This window comes from Flavobacterium sp. JLP (genome assembly GCF_015350755.1).
Lineage (GTDB): Bacteria > Bacteroidota > Bacteroidia > Flavobacteriales > Flavobacteriaceae > Flavobacterium.
This window is the reverse complement of the sequence record NZ_JADKPS010000001.1, coordinates 327360-346030: the sequence shown is the minus strand read 5'-3', so window position 1 is coordinate 346030 and position 18671 is coordinate 327360. Positions and strand designations below refer to the sequence as shown.

Below are 18671 nucleotides of genomic sequence, written 5' to 3'. Positions count from 1 at the left end.
ATCTTTACACAATATAATTTGTAAGCCAAAAAAGTAAATATAGGGCTTTTAAACTTCCCAAGAGTTTTACAAAAAGACAAATTAAAGAAACATTCCGTTTAATTCATTGTTTTTTTGTGACACTTTTCACTTAAAGATTAAAATTCAGGAGAGAATAGTGCATAAAAAATCCCATTCTTAAAAAATGGGATTTATAATTTAGTTAATTTTATTCTTAATCTATTTTATATCCGTCGTCAGCAAAAGTTTCTGGTTCAGGATTAGATTCTTTTTTATTTTCTTCTTCAAGATTTTCATCTGTATTTGTAATTTCTTCTTGATCCGATTTGTTTTCTACATTCAAATCGCTTTCAGGATTTTTAAACTGTTCAATAAATTCTTCTTTAGCCTCATAGGGATCTTCGTCTCTGGCGTAATTATCATGATCAACGAGCGTATTTTGTTCTAAATAATCAGGATCGCTTTCTCCAAATTCAGATTTATTTTCAGTATGAAGCTGTTTTTGAAATTGATCATTGTTTTCGATATGATGACCATCTATAAGAGTATTTTGATCTATAAAATCAGGATCTGTTTGACCATAATCGTGGTTGATTTGATTTTCCATGATAGTGTTTTTTTAAATTAATTTTTAGCAAAAATCCATTTTAAGGATCATGTTTTACAAATTTAGCCCAGACATCAATTGAAATTATTACAGAAAAACCAATTTTACTTGTATAATTTATAGGTTGTTAGCGTTTGGTATCTCAGTAATTTCAAGTACTTACTAATTAATTAGTTTAAAAACTAACAAATTAGTTTATCTACTAATTAATTAGTAGTATCTTGCACTAAAATATTTAACTATGATAAAACTAGCAAAAAGAGAAGAACAGATCATGCAGGTGTTTTGGGATTTAAACAAAGCATTTATAAGAGATATAATTCCTCAGTTACCAGATCCGAAACCACATTATAATAGTGTGGCGACAATAGTAAAAATATTAGAAGAAAAAGGATTTCTAAATCATGAAACTGCCGGGAATATGCATTGTTTTTTTCCCGTTATCAGTAGAGAAGAGTACCAGCAATTTGCACTGAAGGATATTGTAAGCCAATATTTTGATAACTCTTATCCTCGAATGCTTGCCTTTTTTGCAAAAGAACAAAAACTTTCAGAAAAAGAATTAGATGAAATAGTAAACATCATTAAAAAAGATAAAATATGATACCTTATATTTTGTATGCGGCACTTATTCTTTCGGCATGTCTTATGTTTTATAAACTGCTTTTACAGAAAGAGACTTTTTTTCATTTAAACAGATATGTATTGCTGTCTTGTATGTTATTGGCGTTTGTTTTGCCACTGATTCCAGTTCCGCAGCAATTATCATTTAGAAAAATTCCTGTAAAAAATCATATTACAATTTCTAAAGCTCCATCAAATAAAACTGAAACAGCCGTTATAAAAGAATTGCCAGTTCAGCCAACGCTTGTTGAAGAGACTAAACAACTAATCAATGCTGATGTCTTACTAAAGTGTCTGGTTTATTTATACTGGTTTGGAGTAGTAGTTTTTGCTCTTAATTTTTTGATGCAAGCCGTTATATTATTGTTTAGAGCCTATTCTACAACAGTAATTCAAGATGGCAAGTTTCGTATTGTTGAGATAACCGGCGACAAAGCTCCTTGTTCTTTTGGAAATAATATTTTCATCAATCCTGAAAAATACGAATGGGAAACCTATAATCAGATTTTGCTTCATGAAAAAATTCATATTGAGCAAAAACACACTATTGATCTTCTGCTTGCAGAGATGGTTCTTGTTTTTCAATGGTTTAATCCTTTTGCTTGGCAATGGCGAAAAGCCTTAGAAATTAATCTTGAATTTTTGACTGATGATCAAATGCTGCAGCAAGATACTGTAGAAAAAGAAAGTTATCAGTTTAGCCTGCTTAAGGTAGCGGCACCACAATTTCCTTTGAGTCTTACAACCAATTATAATCAATCATTATTAAAAAAACGAATCATCATGATGAACTCAAAAAAATCAAATGTTCACACTACTTGGAAATATTTTTTCCTTGTACCGCTAATGGTACTTTTTGCCTGCCTTTTTAATCAACCGGCTGCGCAAAGTCAAACTCTTAATTCTAAAGAAGAATCGAAAGAGGATGCAGGCATTCAAAATGGAATGAAAACAGACGGAAACTGGTTTGCTGTAATAAAAGGCAATACCATAGAGATTACCTTTAAAAGCGACGAGAATGATAATTCTTCCAGTAATTTTCAATTGAGCGAGATTAGCAGTCTTCCTAGAGATAAGCAAGGAGAATTTACTTTAACACGCGAGGCAGGAACAATGCTTTTTAAAGGAAAATTTGAAGGTGATAAAGGAATGGGAACTTATAAATTTACCCCAAATGCATCATACAGCACTGCAATGGCTAAAGAAGGTATTGATCTTAAAAACGATGAAGATCTTATGGTTTTCTTTATGATCAACATTAAAGTTTCTTATGTACAGATGCTTAAAAAAAATGGCTATGACAAAATTGATAAAGATCAAGTTATTCCGCTTGCTGCTTTAGATGTAAACGAAGCTTATATTGCTTCAATTAAAAAAGCAATTCCAGATATTGATTTGGATGATTTAGTTCCTTTCAGGTCATTAGGGATTGATAAAGCTTTTATTGAAGAAATACGTAATTCTGGATACAAAGATGTTAGTCCGGGTAATATAATAGCATTGAAATCACAAGGAATTGATGCAAAATATATTACTGATTTCCGCAGTTCTTCTAAAAATAATAGCGATGAAAACAACGTTAGCAATAATAGTGGTGACAACGATGACGATGATGATGATATCATTGCCTTTAAATCATTAAACATTGACAAAGCTTTTATTGATTCTTTTAAAGCCGTTGGATATAATAATCTTTCAAATAGTGATCTTATTGCTATGAAATCGCTAGATGTTACGGCAGAATATATAAAGAGTTTTCAAAATGCAGGTTTTAAAAACATTCAGGCAGAAAATCTAATTGCTTTGAAATCACAAAATGTAACACCTGAGTTAATAAAAGAATATAAAAAACTTGGATTTGATAATTTAGACTTAGAAGAAGTTGTTGGTGCAAAAGCAACAGGTGCTACGCCATCTTTTATTAAGTCAATGCGAGCAAAAGGACATGATTTTAAAAGCTTAGATAGGTATATTGCACTGAAAGCACTTGCAGATAATTAAAAAAAACAACTAATTTTATTTGAATTAGTCTTAAAAATAAATGGAATTGTAATGACTAGAAAGCCCAAACCAATAGGAGTGGGCTTTTTTATTAGTATTGGTTTTTTGTAGTTCTGTTCGATGCGTAATATAATTCTGTAAGAAAATAATAGCTATAAATCGATGTAGTTTTTCTAACTGAATCATCTTTTAGTTTTTAACATAAAAAATGTTTAATATTGCTTTTTTGACCCACAATTCCTTATTAAATAATGCCTGTTTATAGCAAATATGCTGATCATATTCTATTTAATCTTCTTAAAGAAGATGATCAGTTAGCGTATACAGAAATTTTTGAAAGGTATTGTAAACTTCTCGTTAACCACGCTTATAAAATACTTGGCGATCAAGATGAAGCAAACGATGTTGTTCAGGAAGTATTTTTGTCTATCTGGAACAAACGTTATGAATTGATTATTACTGGATCACTTTCTTCTTATTTATACAAAGCTGTAAAAAACAGAATATTGAATCACATCGCCCATGAAAAAGTGGTTTCGCGATATGCTGAATCTATTTCAAACTTTATCGAAGATGATTACGTTTTGGCAGATTTTAAACTTAGGGAAGAAGAATTAGAAGCTATTATTGCAAAAGAAATAGATCTTCTTCCGGCTAAAATGCGTGAAGTTTTTTTACTCCGAAAAGTAGAAGACTTGTCGTATGAAGAAATCGCGATTCAGCTCAATATTACTGATAAAACAGCTAAGCAGCAAGTATACAATTCCCTTAAAATACTAAGAGAAAAACTCAAGGATTTCATGGGTGTTTTTGTTTGGTAAATAAATCGTTGCGTTTTTGTTAATTCTTGTATCAAAATCTACGCATATCGTCTTAATCGATAAAGAAGAAATAATACTCTTCTTACTTTGTTAATGATATAATAATATTTTTTTAATTTTTTTTGTTTTTGTCTATGACAAAACTTATTCCTAACTGTCTTATTTAAAACGGGACCAAATTTCGTGTTGTATTTATGAATGAAAAAGAAATTTTAGCGCTGCTTAAAAAATACCAGGAAGATACTTTATCTAATGCAGATAAGGAAAAACTAGATGCATGGTATTTGCACAAAGCAGCTAACAGCAAATTACAGCTTAACGAGTACGAACTTGAAGATAGTTACGAATATCTAAAAGCAAAATTACCTTTAAAGCAGGAAACAAAAGTAATTCGTATTTGGCCGCGTGTTGCTGTTGCTGCTTCAATCGCTTTATTATTAGGAACAGGAATTTTTTATTTTACAAACCCAGAGGATAAACCTATTCAAGTTGCTGAAAAACCTCAAGATGTTGCACCTGGAGGTAATCGCGGTATTTTGACACTTTCTAACGGAAAACAGATTGTACTTTCTGATATTTCTGCAAAAGATACAATTGCCAAAGAAGGAGAAGAAGTTACAATTAAAATGAATGCAAATGGGGTTGTTACTTATATCATAAATCCAGATGCAGCTTCAAAAGAAAATAAAAATTCGTTTAATACACTTTCAACCCCAACTGGCGGGCAATATAATATTGTTTTGGCAGATGGAACAAAAGTGTATCTAAATGCAGTTTCTTCTATAAAGTATCCAACCCAGTTTAACGGAGACAAAAGAATTGTAGAGCTAGAAGGTGAAGCTTATTTTGAAGTTGCCAAAAATAAGAGCAAACCTTTTATAGTAAAATCTGGTGAACAGTCTATCGAAGTACTTGGAACTCATTTTAATGTACATGCTTATACGGATGAATCTGTTGTAAAAACTACTTTATTAGAAGGAAGTGTAGCAGTTTCTTATAAAAATCAAAAATCAATTTTAAAACCCGGACAGCAATCTAATGTATCTGATAAATATAATAATATTAAAATTAGAGAAGTGGATACCGAAGCCACAATTGCCTGGAAAAACGGCCGATTTAAATTTGACAATGCAGATCTAAAAACAGTAATGCGACAATTGGAACGCTGGTATGGAGTAAAAGTAGAGTACCAGGGTGATGTCTCTGATGTCAGGTTTAATGGAGGTACATTTATGAATAAAAATTTGTCTGAAGTATTGAAAGTACTTGAGCTTAGCAATATAAAATTTAAGGTTGAAGGAAAAACGATTATTGTATATCCCTGATTTTAAATTTGCCCGATTATACTGAGTATATAAACTAAAAAACCAGAAGCAGTTGCGATGCTTCTGGTTGTTATAAAAGTTTATAGCCAGTATAAGTTGTCCACCTATTGTTTAACTATAACCAAATGTAAATGTATGAAATTTAATTTACAACAAAAAAAACCTTACAAAAAAACTGAAAAAAAGATTCCCGGAGTTTGTTTTTCTGCTCCTTCATGGATGATAAGTGCTCTTTTTTTACTGCTTTGCAGTTTTTCCGGGCAAGCACAAAACATTACCATAAACTTTAAAGATGCACCTCTTGAAACCGTTTTGAAAGAAGTGGCGAAACAGGCAAATTATGAAGTTTTTTACACCCAGAAATTACTCAAAGATTCGAAACCAGTATCTGTTAACGTTAAGAATTCGACATTAAAAGAAACGCTTAATCAAATTTTTAATGCTCAAAATCTAAAGTACGCACTTACAAATCAAACAATTGTGGTAACTGCTGTAAAAGAAAAAGAGGAGAATTTGGGAAACGGTCTAATCGATATCCGCGGAAAAGTATTAAATAATAAAAATGAGCCTTTTCCCGGAGTAACTGTGATTCTTTCTGGAACAAACAGAACCAGCATAACCGATTTTGACGGAAGTTTTACTTTTGATGATGTTCCAGAAAACGGCATTCTCGAATGTACAGGATTGACTATTGAAAAAAAATCTTTTGCCATTAACGGAAGAAACATAGTAACACTTATCGTTGAAGACAAAATTTCTGCAATGAAAGAAGTGGTAATAACGGGGTATCAAACTATTGCCAGAAGTAATTTTACTGGCGCAATTGCTAAAGTAGACGAGAAAACCTTAAATGAAAACATCAATTCTAATTTATCAAGTGCACTTGAAGGGCGTGTTTCAGGTTTGATGTTTCAAAAAAATGTGGCTGGAATTGGGTCAGATAAACCTATATTAAGAGGTATCGGTACTTTTTCTTCTGATCAAGTTGGTTACAGTCCGCTTTTGGTTATAGATGGTTTGCCAACCGAGTTGACTTTAGATGATATTAATCCTTATGATATTGAAAGTGTTGATGTTCTTAAAGATGCAGCAGCAGCTTCTATTTACGGTTCAAGAGCCGCAAACGGAATTATTGTTTTAACTACCAAAAAAGGAAATGGTAAATTAAAAGTAACTATAAATTCTGATTTATTTATTGCAGACAAGCCTAATTTAAGAGATATGAATTATGCGTCTACAAGCGATTTAATTGATCTTGAGCAGTCAGTATACAATAGAGAAAGAGCGAGATTTACCAATACAGCTTCTATGTTTAACAGTTATGGAGATATAGGAAGCAGCAGTATGAAATACTATAGCCCTCTTTATCAGCTTAACAGAAATCTTGAAGAAGGAAAAATTACCAATTCTGATTATGACAGCACAATTGCGCAATGGAGAAAGAATGATTATATAAAGGATTATCGTGATAATGTGTGGCAAAACGAAATGAGACAACGTTATAATATTGCCTTTTCTGGCAGTACAAGCAAGCAAAATACGTATGTGTCGTTAAATTATGATGAATCAAAAGATCGGGTTAAATACAATACAAGCCGTGCTTTTAATCTTTATGCAAAAAGCAGTTTTCAGGTTAACAACTGGCTGAATGCTACATTTGGAATAAACGGAACCTATAGCAATGAAGATGTTACTGATCCTAGTTTCAGTAATTACGATATTCAAAAAAGATACGAGCGAATTACTGATGACAAAGGAAATCTTGTAATATCACCATTTGTAGGTATTAGCGATGGTTTTACTTCAAGCAGTGTTATTAACCCAGCCGTAGCTGAAAAATTAGCAGCTTTAAGCGGTTTTAAATCTATGAGTTTTAATGTTTTAAATTCGCTTCAAGAAGGTATAGAACATCAAAATTCATTAAGCTTAAGAGCTTTTGCAAACGTTAAAGCTAAACTATGGAGAGGATTAAGCTATAATACGCAATTTCAATATGAATTAAAAAGAAACGATAATGAGCAGTATTATGCTGTCGACTCATACAAAATGCGTTATGCTATTAATGCATTAACCGGATATAATGCGACTACAAATGCTTATACTTATCCAGAGGGATTATCTGCAGGTGGGCGTTACGCACAATCAAGCAATCAAGCCAGTAATTATTCTTTTAGAAATCAATTAGATTTTACTCAGGATTTTGGTGATGGAAAACATTCTGTAAATGCTTTAGCTGGTATTGAAATGCGTGAAACTTATTTGCCAAGGACTATTGAACAGGTGCGATATGGTTATGATCCTGTAACACTAACTTCTACAGTAATGAATAGCCTTGCTATGAGCCAGACGGGAGTTGCCAGCTATATTTATGGAAATAACCGAACGCTTAGTGCTTTATCTAGAACACAAACAGAAATTTTACACCGTTATTTTTCAGTTTTTAGTACTGCTAGTTATACTTATTTATCAAAATATAATGTAACAGGAAGTTATCGTGTTGACAGGGCAGATTTGTTTGGTGTAGATCCTAAGTATAAAAATCGCCCATTATGGTCTGCAGGTTTAGGATGGAATATCAGCAATGAAGATTTTATGAAAGAAATAAAATGGATCAGCATGATGAAATTGAGAACAACCTACGGTATTAACGGAAATATAGATCAGAGTACAACTCCTTATATAACGGCTACTAGAAAAAACGATAACTTATATCAGTCTTTGCAATATATAAATATTACAGCGCAGCCTAATCCTATGTTAAGATGGGAAAAAACTCAAAGTGCTAATTTTGGTATAGATTACAGTCTTTTTAGAGCTAAGTTAAATGGTAGTATTGATATTTATCGCAAATACAGCAGCGACTTATTAGCAAATACAGATTTAGATCCTACAGTTGGTGCATTGACACGAAGAATTAATGCTGGAGCTTTGCTTAATAAAGGAGTTGAATTTAGTGTTGGTTCTGAATGGTATAATAATGGAGATTTCCGTATTGCTTCTAATGCAATTCTGGCTTTCAACAGAACAACTGTTAAAAAAGTTACACGAGCTCAATCAATAGCTTCAGTATATGTAAGTTCTCCAATAGATTATTTTTCAGAAAATGAGTTATATAATAGTTTATATGCCTATAAATATGGAGGAACCACTAATGGCTACCCGTATATTTTAGATGAAAATGGAAATCCGTCGATCACTTTTGATGCAAATGGAAATCCAATATCTACCAGTATTAAAACAGTTACAAATCCTGATGCTTTAGTTAATATGGGAAGCTTAATGCCAACATATACGGGGTCGTTATCACAACGATTTTCTTATAAGCAATTTGACTTAAATTTCATGTTTATTTTTTCTGGCGGAAATGTAATGCGTAAAGAAACTATAGCTATGGATTCTGATGCTGTAACACTTTCAGGTATTGCTGATCGTTATACAGATACGAACCAAAATGGCAATACACGTTTATATGTAGATTTTGATGAAAGTATCAGAAATTATGCAGGAACGATCAGCAGTCAATGGCGAAATTCTAGTGCAAATGTGGTAGACGGCGATTATATCAAGCTGAGAAACATTTCATTGGGTTATAATTTGCCAACATCATTTGCAAATAGAATTAAAATAGCATCGGCTAAATTTACTTTTCAAGTGAATAATCTTTGGTACTGGAGTGCTGCTGGAAATCATATTGATCCAGAAGTTTATTCGGCTAACTCTGGCACACGTAATTTACCATTGCCTAAGACTTTCTTATTCGGCTTTAATCTTACTCTTTAATAAAATGAAACACCTATATGCTATAACGCTGTCGCTGTTACTGTTAACAGTGACATCTTGCGAAGATTACACTGACATTACTCCTAAAGGAGCATTAGTTATAGAAACTGCCGCGCAATTTCATGAAATGGTATCTCTGCCAAACAGAGGTTATCCTATTAATAACTTTCAGTATTTATCAGACGATCAATGGATGAAAGAAGCAAACGTAATTGGGAAAACTCCAAATATTGACATCATTAATTTTACTTTTGATGAAAGTACAGACAGAGTTTCCTTGTTAACAGGTTCAAGTTTTTATAATCAGGCTTATACTTATATCAACAGATGGAATACTATTATTTCATTAGTTGATGAAAGCAAAGGAGAAGAAAGCACAAAACAATTAGCAAAGGCAGAAGCTAAAATTTATAGAGCTTACGATCACTTTTTATTAGTGAATACGTACGCAAAGGCTTATGATCCGCAAACTGCTGCCACTGATGGTGGTATTTGTATTATGGATAAATTTGATTTAGAAGCGAAGCCTTCAAAATCTACCGTAGCACAGGTGTATGATTTTATTCAGAAGGATATAGAAGATGCACTTCCTTATCTTCAGGAAAAACCTCTTGATATTTACCATCCGTCACTTGCATTTGCTTACGCTTTTAAAGCAAAAGTGCACTTATTTAAGCGCGAAATTGCAAGCGCTAAAGAAGCTGCAGAAAAGTCGCTAACTTATAATAGCCAAATATTTGATATGGTAGCCTACAATAAACAAGGCGGACCAAACGTAGTCGCCGTACCAGCAGCAAATAATATAGAGGTACTGAGCTATCAGTACATGACAGGCTATAATGAAATGAACTTTGCCTATCAATATATCATAAGCCCGGAGCTGCGAACTTTATTTGGTACAAATGATGCACGTTTTAATTTGTTTTTCAATACTACAAGCACAACAAATCTAGATCAGGGTTCAAATACAGCGTATTGGGCAACTGTATATACAAAGTTTTTTTATTCTACAGTTGGAATGAAAACAACTGAAGTATATTTAATGTTGGCTGAATGCTATGCCAGAGAAGACAAATATAGCGATGCAGTCGATGTTTTAAATAAATTAAGAGCAAAACGTATTTTGTCAGGTACTGTCAATTTAACCGTTCCAACAACCAGAAAAGAAACGATGGAACTTGTTATAAACGAACGCAGAAAAGAGTTGCTTTTAGGTTTTAATCGTTTTTTTGACCTTAAGAGATTAAATAACGAAGCTGACTATGCAAAAACGGTTACAAGAGTGTTTCCAATAGTGAATAAGACTGTGCCTCAAAAAACCTATACTTTACTGCCTAATTCAAGATTATATATTATACCATTTCCTTTATCTGCTCTGCAAAAGAATCCTAAACTTACTTTGAACACAGACGAAAAAGTTCCATTTTAATTCTAATGAAAAAAATATTTATTTTAATAATCATGCTGCTTACGCTACAGCAGCATGGTTTTGCGCAAACGCAGCCAGAAAAAAAAGCGGATAGTACAAGTACCCAGACTAAAGCCTTACAGCCTTATAATAAAATTATTAAAGACGGCTCTAAAAGCAAATTAGGTCTTTTTACAGTTAATCTTGTCGATAATAAATTTTATTTCCAAATTCCGGACAGTTTGTTTAACAGGTATATGTTGGTGGTAACTCGATATCTTTCTACTCCAGAAGGCATAGGGCTTTTTGGTGGTGAGAAAGCTAATGAGCAGACTGTTTATTTTGAAAAAGGAGCAAACAATACCGTTTTTTTAAGATCATTACAATACAGGCAAGATGTGCGTAATCCAGATTCGATGCTGGCAAAAGCATTAGCAGGTAGTAATGAAAATCCAATAGTTGCTGCTTTTCCAGTAAAAACAACAAATCCTGATACTGGAAATGTTGTCATCGATGTAACGGATGTTTTCAAGAAAGATAATCCAATGTTCTCTATAGAAAATAAAGAGAAAACAGAAAAAAAGCTGACCTCTCTTGCCGATGACAAATCATTTATCGAAACAATAGATACTTATCCTATTAACATTGAAATAAAAACAACGAAAACCTATACGAGTTCTACAGCAAGCAGCGGAAGCATAACTTTGAGATTAAACACCTCAATTGTATTGTTGCCAAAAACACCAATGCGCAAACGTTTTGCAGATGAAAGAGTGGGATATTTTGCTAATAAATATGTTTTGTTTGATGATGATGAACAGCGGGCACAAACGAAGTTCATTATTCAGCGTTATCGTCTGGAGCCAAAGGATAAAGACATTAAGAAATACCTAAATGGGGAATTGGTTGAACCAAAAAAACAAATTGTTTATTACATTGATCCGGCAACGCCAAAAAAATGGAGACCTTACTTAATTGCCGGAATTAACGATTGGCAGAAGGCTTTTGAAGCTGCTGGTTTTAAAAATGCTATTGTTGGCAAGGAATGGCCGGAAGATGATAAAACAATGAGTCTGGAAGATGCAAGATATTCTGTAGTACGCTATTATGCATCAGAAACGCCTAATGCTTATGGACCACGCGTAAGCGATCCTAGAAGTGGAGAAATCATCGAGAGCCATGTAGGGTGGTATCATAATGTGATGAAATTAGTGCAAAGATGGTATATGATCCAGGTAGGTCCTCTAGACCCAAGAGCGAGAAAAATGCACTTAGATGATGAGGTTATGGGCCAATTAATTCGCTTTGTTTCTTCTCATGAAATTGGGCACACTATTGGGTTACGCCACAACATGGGAGCCAGCAGTGCCACTCCTGTAGAAAAACTGAGAGATAAAAAATGGGTTGAAGCAAATGGTCATACCGTTTCTATAATGGATTATGCCCGACTTAATTATGTTGCACAGCCAGAAGATAATATTAGTCCAGAAGGTATTTATCCGCGTATTGGTATGTACGATAAATGGGCTGTAAAGTGGGGGTATAGCTATTTTCCAAAATCTAAAGATGAGTTTGAGGAAGAAAAAAAACTCAGCAAACTAGCTACTGATAGTTTGACTGCTAATCCTAAATTATGGTTTGGTGGAGAAGGAAAAGAAGAAGATCCTCGAAGCCAAACAGAAGATCTTGGCGATGATGCTGTTCTTGCCAGTGATTATGGAATTAAAAATTTAAAGCGTGTTGTACCAAACCTTATTCAATGGACTTACGAGCCTAACGATGCATATGATAATTTATCAGATATGCATAAAGCGGTTGTAAAGCAATACGGTTTGTATTTGTATCATGTGCTAAAATATATTGGGAATAATTATGTAACCAAAAGAACTGTTGATGAAAAAGGTTTGGTTTATCAGCCTGTTCCTAAAGCAAAAGTTAAAGCAGCTGTAGATTATGTAGGAAGACAATTATTTGTAGCTCCTCTCTGGATGTATCCTCAAGATATTGGTCAAATGATTTCGTTAAAAACAGAAGATCAAATATCAGATCAGCAAAATCAGGTATTAAATATGCTGCTTAGCTCTGGAATGCTTTATAACATCAGTCTTAAAGCCATGCAGTTTGAAGGAGCTTACACTGTTCCTGAATTTTTAAATGATTTGCAGCAAACTGTTTGGGTAAAATTTAGTGGTGACGAAAAATTAGATTTTTACAGACGAAGCCTGCAACGCAGTTATATTGACAAACTAAACATGCTGTTATTGCCTAAAGAAGTAGAGCCGGGCAAAGCTTTAAATGCAGCACAGAGAAGTGATATTAGATTGTATGCTAAACAGCATCTTTTAAAATTAAGAACTGATGTTACAAAATTAATGAGTGTTACAACCGGACTTAATAAAGAACATTACGAAGGTATTTTGATAGAAATAGACAAAATCATTTCAAAATTAAATAAAACGGATATATGAGAAAATTATTAATGATAGTATTTGTTTGCATCACCACTTTGGCGCAAGCCCAATTAACGTCAAAAGAAGAAGTTGCACCAGAATTAGCAGCAAAACGTGAAGCGCAAAAAGAGGAAATCACAAGCAATTACCTTGCTTTAAAAAATAACCTTATAGCTTCAGATAGTTTGGCAGTTATTACAAATGCCACTGCCTTGCAAAATTCATTAAAAAACTTCAGATTTAAAAAGTTAAGTCTGGAACAAATGAACGAGGCTGCGAAAACAAGAAAGGAAATAATAGCACTTGCTGCAGAGGTTACAACAACTAAAAACATCAATAAGCAACGTAGAATTTTTCAATCACTTTCTGTAAAATTTTGGGAACTGGCACCTAAATTCAAAGCCACTGATACAGAGCTTCATTTACAAATGTGTCCGATGACGAGTGCAGAGTGGGTAAGTGACAGTAAAGAAATTAAAAATCCGTACTACCCAAAAAATATGCTGACTTGCGGTGTGGTAAAAGCAAGTCTGTAAAAATTTAAGTTGAATTAGTTTGATAAATACGGTATTCTGAAAAGGAGCCGTATTTGTCTTTTATTATAATTTTTGTAATAAATGTGCAATCATAAACTGTTAGTAAAAAAAAAGTTGTTCATTTCATTCTGTCATATCTAAAAGATTTATATTTGGAGTATCTTTTATAATTTTTTAAAAAAGTTAAGAGGTAAAAAACGACTATGAATTGATTTTTTATAGATTTGTAAAATCTGTATATTTCTAAAATCAGTTGGGAAACAATTATAAAATCTAAAGACAATGAAATCTGTTACTTCAATATTTTTATTTTTCATGTTTATTTGTTCCACTTCTTATGCGCAATTAAGCTCAGATCAAATATTCGAAAGTTTTAAACAAGGAGAACGTACAAACTGTTCCTCAATTGCTTTTATCAAAGCTTCTTTAAACGTGTATGGATTAGATAATCTTTTTTTAACGGAACAGGTAAATGACAGTTTATACAAAATAACATTAAAAAATAATGCCTCTTTTAATCTAAAAAAAGCCGAAATAGATAGAGCTAAATTTTCTGCTGGTTTTGTATATATCAAAGATAATCTGGAAAGTGAAAAAATTACAGAATATGCAGTATTGACATATGCAGTAATGGCAAAATATAAGCAAATTATAGATAACGAGTCTACTTTTGATAAAGCATTAGAGGATTTAGAAGACGGTGCAGTTTATACTCCAACAATTTATAAATATTTAGGATTCAGAAAAGGCAAACAAATACAAAAGCTAAAACGACAGTCCGGAAGTGAATTTTGTGGCGTTGTTGCGTGGTCAACAGCACATGCCGTTTTTGTTTGCGAAGAATTTATGGACTATTATGGAAATAAAAAAAGCATATGGATAAAATATCCTGGACGCTTTAGAATAATAAAATCGCAGGAAGAAGTAAATATCAAACCACAGCAAGAAGTCGATATTAAGTCACAGCAAGAGGCAAGTACTACTCCTAAAATTAAGAATACCGCTACTAGTTTTGTAAGCAGTGACAGCAGTATTTAACCTGCCTGACATTAAAAATAAAATACTGCTATTATTACATTAAAAAAAAATGATAATAAAGTTGCAATTTAAGTTAATTTATATATTTTTGTTTCAATCAATAACCAATAACAATAATAAAATGAAGAGCAATATTATTTTACTAAGTTTCCTTTTCTTCTTGACAACTGGCGCTATTTCAGCACAGGCAAAAAATGCTCCAAGAAGTATTATCAGTACAACAGCTCTAATTCGTAAATACCACGATCAAAAAGAATTAAGTGGTATGCAAAAAGGAGAACTTTTGGAATTGTACATTGAGCGTATTAAAGTTTTGGTAAAAACTCTCCCTTATATTGCTTTGGTTACTAAACCAGGTGTTACAATGGCAGACTTAGGTATTCCAGACGATAGTGAGCACAAAAAAGTACTAGATGCTCAGGCAGTAGGTACAACAGCATTTTTAGATACAACAGTAGACTTTCAGCGAAAAATGATGCCTTATTCAGATAAAGGAAATCTAATAGCTGCAATCTTATTCTACGAAAGCACATTAAAATCTTTACACGAGTTCAACGACTTGAACGAAATGTAATAAATAATATACTTTCTAAAGCATTACACTGATTCATTTTGAACGGTAGTAATTAATAGAAAATATCATTTAGGTTTCGAATTCGAAACCACCTGTAAAAACAAAACCTCCAAAGTCATTTGATTTTGGAGGTTTTTCGTTTAAAATTAACTTGATGTTAGCTAATTACGATGTTTAATGCAGAATATTTATTTATTAAAATATTGTTAGAAGGAACCATTAAACCTTTTATTTTTTTATTTATCTAAACTTCAATTATACCTTCTAAATTAACAGCAAATGAAAAAAATACTTTCTCTTATAACCGTTTTGATATTTACTTTACAGATGACTGGTCAACAGAAGGATGTAGATGCTATTATTTTTAGGGAAATGCAGGAACGTAAAATACCCGGTTTGCAAGTTGCCGTTGTTCAAAATGGAAAAATTGTCCTAAATAAAAGTTATGGTATTGCAAATGTGCAAGATAGTATTGCAGTAACAAATCAAACTGTATTTGCTCTCAATTCTATTACAAAAGTTTTTACTGCTGTATCGGTAATGCAATTGGCCGAAAAAGGAAAATTAGATCTTTCATTGCCCGTATCTCATTATTTAGATATATTTCCAAAAAAATGGGATGCATCTGTTACAATAAAACATTTGCTTACAAATACTTCTGGACTTCCAGATTTACTAAAAATTCTTGATCCAAATACAGGTGGTGTAGGGGCTCTGAAAACAGAAGAAGCAGTTTGGGAAAAACTAAAAACAATGCCGATGGATTTTATTCCAGGAGAAAAATTTGCCTATAATCAAACCAATGCTTACTTACTAGGGAAACTCGTAGATAAATTATCAGAAAAACCTTTTACTGAAAATTTTACGGATCTGCAATTTAAGCCCGCACAAATGAAATATACTGTTTTTGGTGACTCCCGCGATATAATAACGCATTTTGCACCGACTTATTTCTGGAGAAAAAGTACTGACGGACGCGCATTAGAAAGTCCCCAGCTGATTAATAACTATTATGAATTTCCGTATTTTCGAAGAACCGCAGCAGGATTAAACAGTACCTCAGAAGATATGGCAAATTGGGTGATTGCTTTACAAACTGGCAAACTGCTGAAATCTAAATCGTTACTTGAGAAAATGTGGACACCTTCAGTTTTTAACAATGGCAAGAATACACCTTGGAGTTTAGGCTGGGGAATGAATAAATTTCGGAATAAACATCGTGCTGTTGGAATGTCCGGAGGAGGAAGATCTGCATTTTTGATATATCCAGATGATAATTTGGCTGTAATAATCCTGACAAATCTTGGAGGAAGTTATCCAGAAGATTTTTTAGAAGAAATTGCAGGCGTATATATTCCAAGTATACCCAAAGCTGACCCAATAACAAATCTTCGTACGACTTTGAGGGAGATTGGTTTTGAGAATGCAATTCCATTTTCAGAGAAGGAAATAAAAAATAATCCATTGTTTATCCCTAATGAATTTGAAATTAATGAATGGGCCTATCGTATGATGGCCAAAGGGCAAAATAATGAAGCTTTAGAAATTTTAAAGTTAAATGCCCATTTGTTTCCAGAAAGCTCGAATGCTTTTGACAGTTATGGTGAAATATTATTGAAAATAGGAGATAAGAAGAAAGCAATTGAGATGTATAAAAAATCAATAGAGTTGAATCCTAACAATGAAAGCGGGAGAAAAATACTAGAGCGTTTATATTCGAATTAGAATAAAGAAATTTCTATTAGCCAAAAATCTGTTTCGTTAAAGCTATTTTTTATTAAATTGGTCTAACACATTTTTAAGCGAAGTTTATTTAAAACGTTTTATTTCGGTTTTTTGTAAGAGGTTATTATGAAAAAATAGAGTAGGAATGTATTTAGTTTCCTTTCAATAAATTAATACTAACTGTAGCTATATCTGCATCTGGAAATCGTTTAAAAATTGATTTATCTGGAAATAATCCTGCTTCTGCAGCTATATTATTAAACACATCTATTTCAACAATATATTGATCAGAAAAGCCATGCGTGGCATCATAAGCGGTTGCAGGTGTTTTTCCTAAATTACCAGCTGCAAGTTTTGGATTTATAGTATGTAATTCAATTAGAAGCAGACCAAATTTACAAACATAAGGCGACCATTTTTGCAAATGTTCCAAGAGATTGTCTTCTACCAGATTGTTGCTTATTCTTTTTCCTCTATAGGCAAATGCACCAGTAGATTTACTGATTCGATGTTGATTAATGTGTTTCGGATTTGTCCAAATTCGATTGTGGTCTAAAAAAGTCCTCACGTTAAGCAAATCTTTTAGGTCAATATTGTAATTTTCTCTCAAATCATTCGAAAGTAAATCTGGTCGTCCAATATCTCCCCAAATTACTTTTGCCCAAATGTCTGCTTTTATAAGATTAGCTCTGGTTACTTTCAGAGCAGCTTGATTATAATCTGCTCCAACCAAAAATAGTGGATATTCATCGAGCATTTTTCCGCGCAATGTCTGTCTGTCGATTACTTCAAAAATGTGTTGTAGGAAAGCACCATTGCCACAACCCATATCTAAGATTCCTTTAGGCTGTTCTTCAATTGGCAAGTTAAAAAGGCTAATGATAATCTCATCGACAACCTTAAAATAAGTATCATGAGCGCCACCGCTTCCCCATACATTCATTTCCCGATCAACATGAATTTCGTTTTCACCATCGGCTATCATTCTTAAAACAGCTGGATCACCAAAAATTAATTCTTCAATTTTTGCAAATGTTGGCAAATATGAAACCGTAACGCCATATGCACTGGCTCTTTTGGCGAAAAACAAACCCACTTCTGTAAATTGGTAATTGCCATTTTTTTCTAAGAACCATCCAAGATGAACAAAAAAGTCTAATATTTTTTTAAAATTTTCAGGAGATTTATGAAACTCTTCGGGTCTGAAAGAAGTCTCCATAAAATACTTGTGAAACATTCCATTCATTGCCAAACGTACTATTGTCGGTCCAATCAAATAACCTTCTATATGTTTTAAAATCTGGTTTTGAATACTATTAATCAAGATATTATCGGTAGGTATAATTCCGTAACTCATTTTATATTTTTCAAAAATAATATTGAGCTTTTCGAAGGGTGCATCTTCAAATAATCGTGAATGAAACTGTACAGAAAACTGAAGCAAATCAACAACATCTTCATAAAGATGAAACATAGAAAAAGCTATTTCTGTCTTTTCATTTTCTGAAATTATAATTTCTTGTGTACTGTTATTGACTTTATAATCTAAAAAACCTTGAGAAGCTAAAATTCTCAAACCTACATTAAGATAACCTTCGTTTGCTCTGAAAACAGTAGCAAGCTCTGCTAATTGTGTTTGCTTTTTTTGCAGGATAAAATTTAAAACTCCTTGATTTTTGAGTGCTATTGCTACTGGTGCTACAGCCAAACCGTCAAGATGTCTGAAAATTGAGCTTCTTAGTTCTGATATATTTGTCATAGTAATGAATGAAAGTATAATAA

13 protein-coding genes are annotated in these 18671 nt (G+C 32.7%); 11 read left to right on the top strand and 2 right to left on the bottom strand.

The genetic code is table 11. The features are described from left to right. Window positions 1-214: 214 nt before the first annotated feature. Window positions 215-607, bottom strand: a complete 393-nt coding sequence (locus IRZ83_RS01555) for a hypothetical protein (RefSeq protein ID WP_051662678.1) — start codon at window positions 605-607, stop codon at window positions 215-217. 241 nt (window positions 608-848) lie between these two features. Between IRZ83_RS01555 and IRZ83_RS01550 the strand changes: the two genes are divergently transcribed. From IRZ83_RS01550 to IRZ83_RS01500, 11 genes are all read left to right on the top strand, one after another. Further along, window positions 849-1211, top strand: a complete 363-nt coding sequence (locus IRZ83_RS01550) for a BlaI/MecI/CopY family transcriptional regulator (protein ID WP_029269983.1) — start codon at window positions 849-851, stop codon at window positions 1209-1211. Then, entirely contained in the window at window positions 1208-3232 is a 2025-nt protein-coding gene (locus tag IRZ83_RS01545; protein ID WP_194566338.1) for a M56 family metallopeptidase, read from the top strand. The genes IRZ83_RS01550 and IRZ83_RS01545 overlap by 4 nt, the downstream gene beginning before the upstream one ends. 251 nt (window positions 3233-3483) lie before the next feature. After that, window positions 3484-4053, top strand: a complete 570-nt coding sequence (locus IRZ83_RS01540) for an RNA polymerase sigma factor (RefSeq protein WP_194566336.1) — start codon at window positions 3484-3486, stop codon at window positions 4051-4053. A gap of 194 nt (window positions 4054-4247) precedes the next feature. Further along, the gene (locus IRZ83_RS01535) at window positions 4248-5378 is read left to right on the top strand and encodes a FecR family protein (RefSeq protein ID WP_194566335.1); all 1131 of its coding nucleotides are present in this window, start codon (window positions 4248-4250) and stop codon (window positions 5376-5378) included. A 135-nt stretch (window positions 5379-5513) separates the two neighbouring features. Beyond that, complete coding sequence (locus IRZ83_RS01530) at window positions 5514-9158, top strand: SusC/RagA family TonB-linked outer membrane protein (RefSeq protein ID WP_194566334.1); 3645 nt, start codon at window positions 5514-5516, stop codon at window positions 9156-9158. Window positions 9159-9162: 4 nt separating this feature from the next. Further along, entirely contained in the window at window positions 9163-10587 is a 1425-nt protein-coding gene (locus IRZ83_RS01525; protein WP_194566333.1) for a RagB/SusD family nutrient uptake outer membrane protein, read from the top strand. Window positions 10588-10592: 5 nt separating this feature from the next. Beyond that, entirely contained in the window at window positions 10593-13034 is a 2442-nt protein-coding gene (locus IRZ83_RS01520; protein WP_194566332.1) for a zinc-dependent metalloprotease, read from the top strand. Continuing rightward, a complete protein-coding gene (locus IRZ83_RS01515; RefSeq protein ID WP_194566331.1) occupies window positions 13031-13552 on the top strand; it encodes a DUF3347 domain-containing protein in 522 nt (173 codons plus the stop codon). Before IRZ83_RS01520 ends, IRZ83_RS01515 begins: the two co-directional genes overlap by 4 nt. A gap of 282 nt (window positions 13553-13834) precedes the next feature. Then, the gene (locus tag IRZ83_RS01510; RefSeq protein ID WP_228520644.1) at window positions 13835-14590 is read left to right on the top strand and encodes a hypothetical protein; all 756 of its coding nucleotides are present in this window, start codon (window positions 13835-13837) and stop codon (window positions 14588-14590) included. 121 nt (window positions 14591-14711) lie between these two features. Beyond that, window positions 14712-15164, top strand: coding sequence for a hypothetical protein (locus tag IRZ83_RS01505; protein WP_029270001.1), 453 nt, complete (start codon window positions 14712-14714; stop codon window positions 15162-15164). A gap of 279 nt (window positions 15165-15443) precedes the next feature. Beyond that, entirely contained in the window at window positions 15444-16889 is a 1446-nt protein-coding gene (locus tag IRZ83_RS01500; protein ID WP_194566330.1) for a serine hydrolase, read from the top strand. Between the two features lie 151 nt (window positions 16890-17040). Here the strand turns inward: IRZ83_RS01500 and IRZ83_RS01495 are convergent, their stop codons facing one another. Then, window positions 17041-18648, bottom strand: a complete 1608-nt coding sequence (locus IRZ83_RS01495) for a class I SAM-dependent methyltransferase (RefSeq protein WP_194566328.1) — start codon at window positions 18646-18648, stop codon at window positions 17041-17043. Window positions 18649-18671 lie beyond the last annotated feature (23 nt).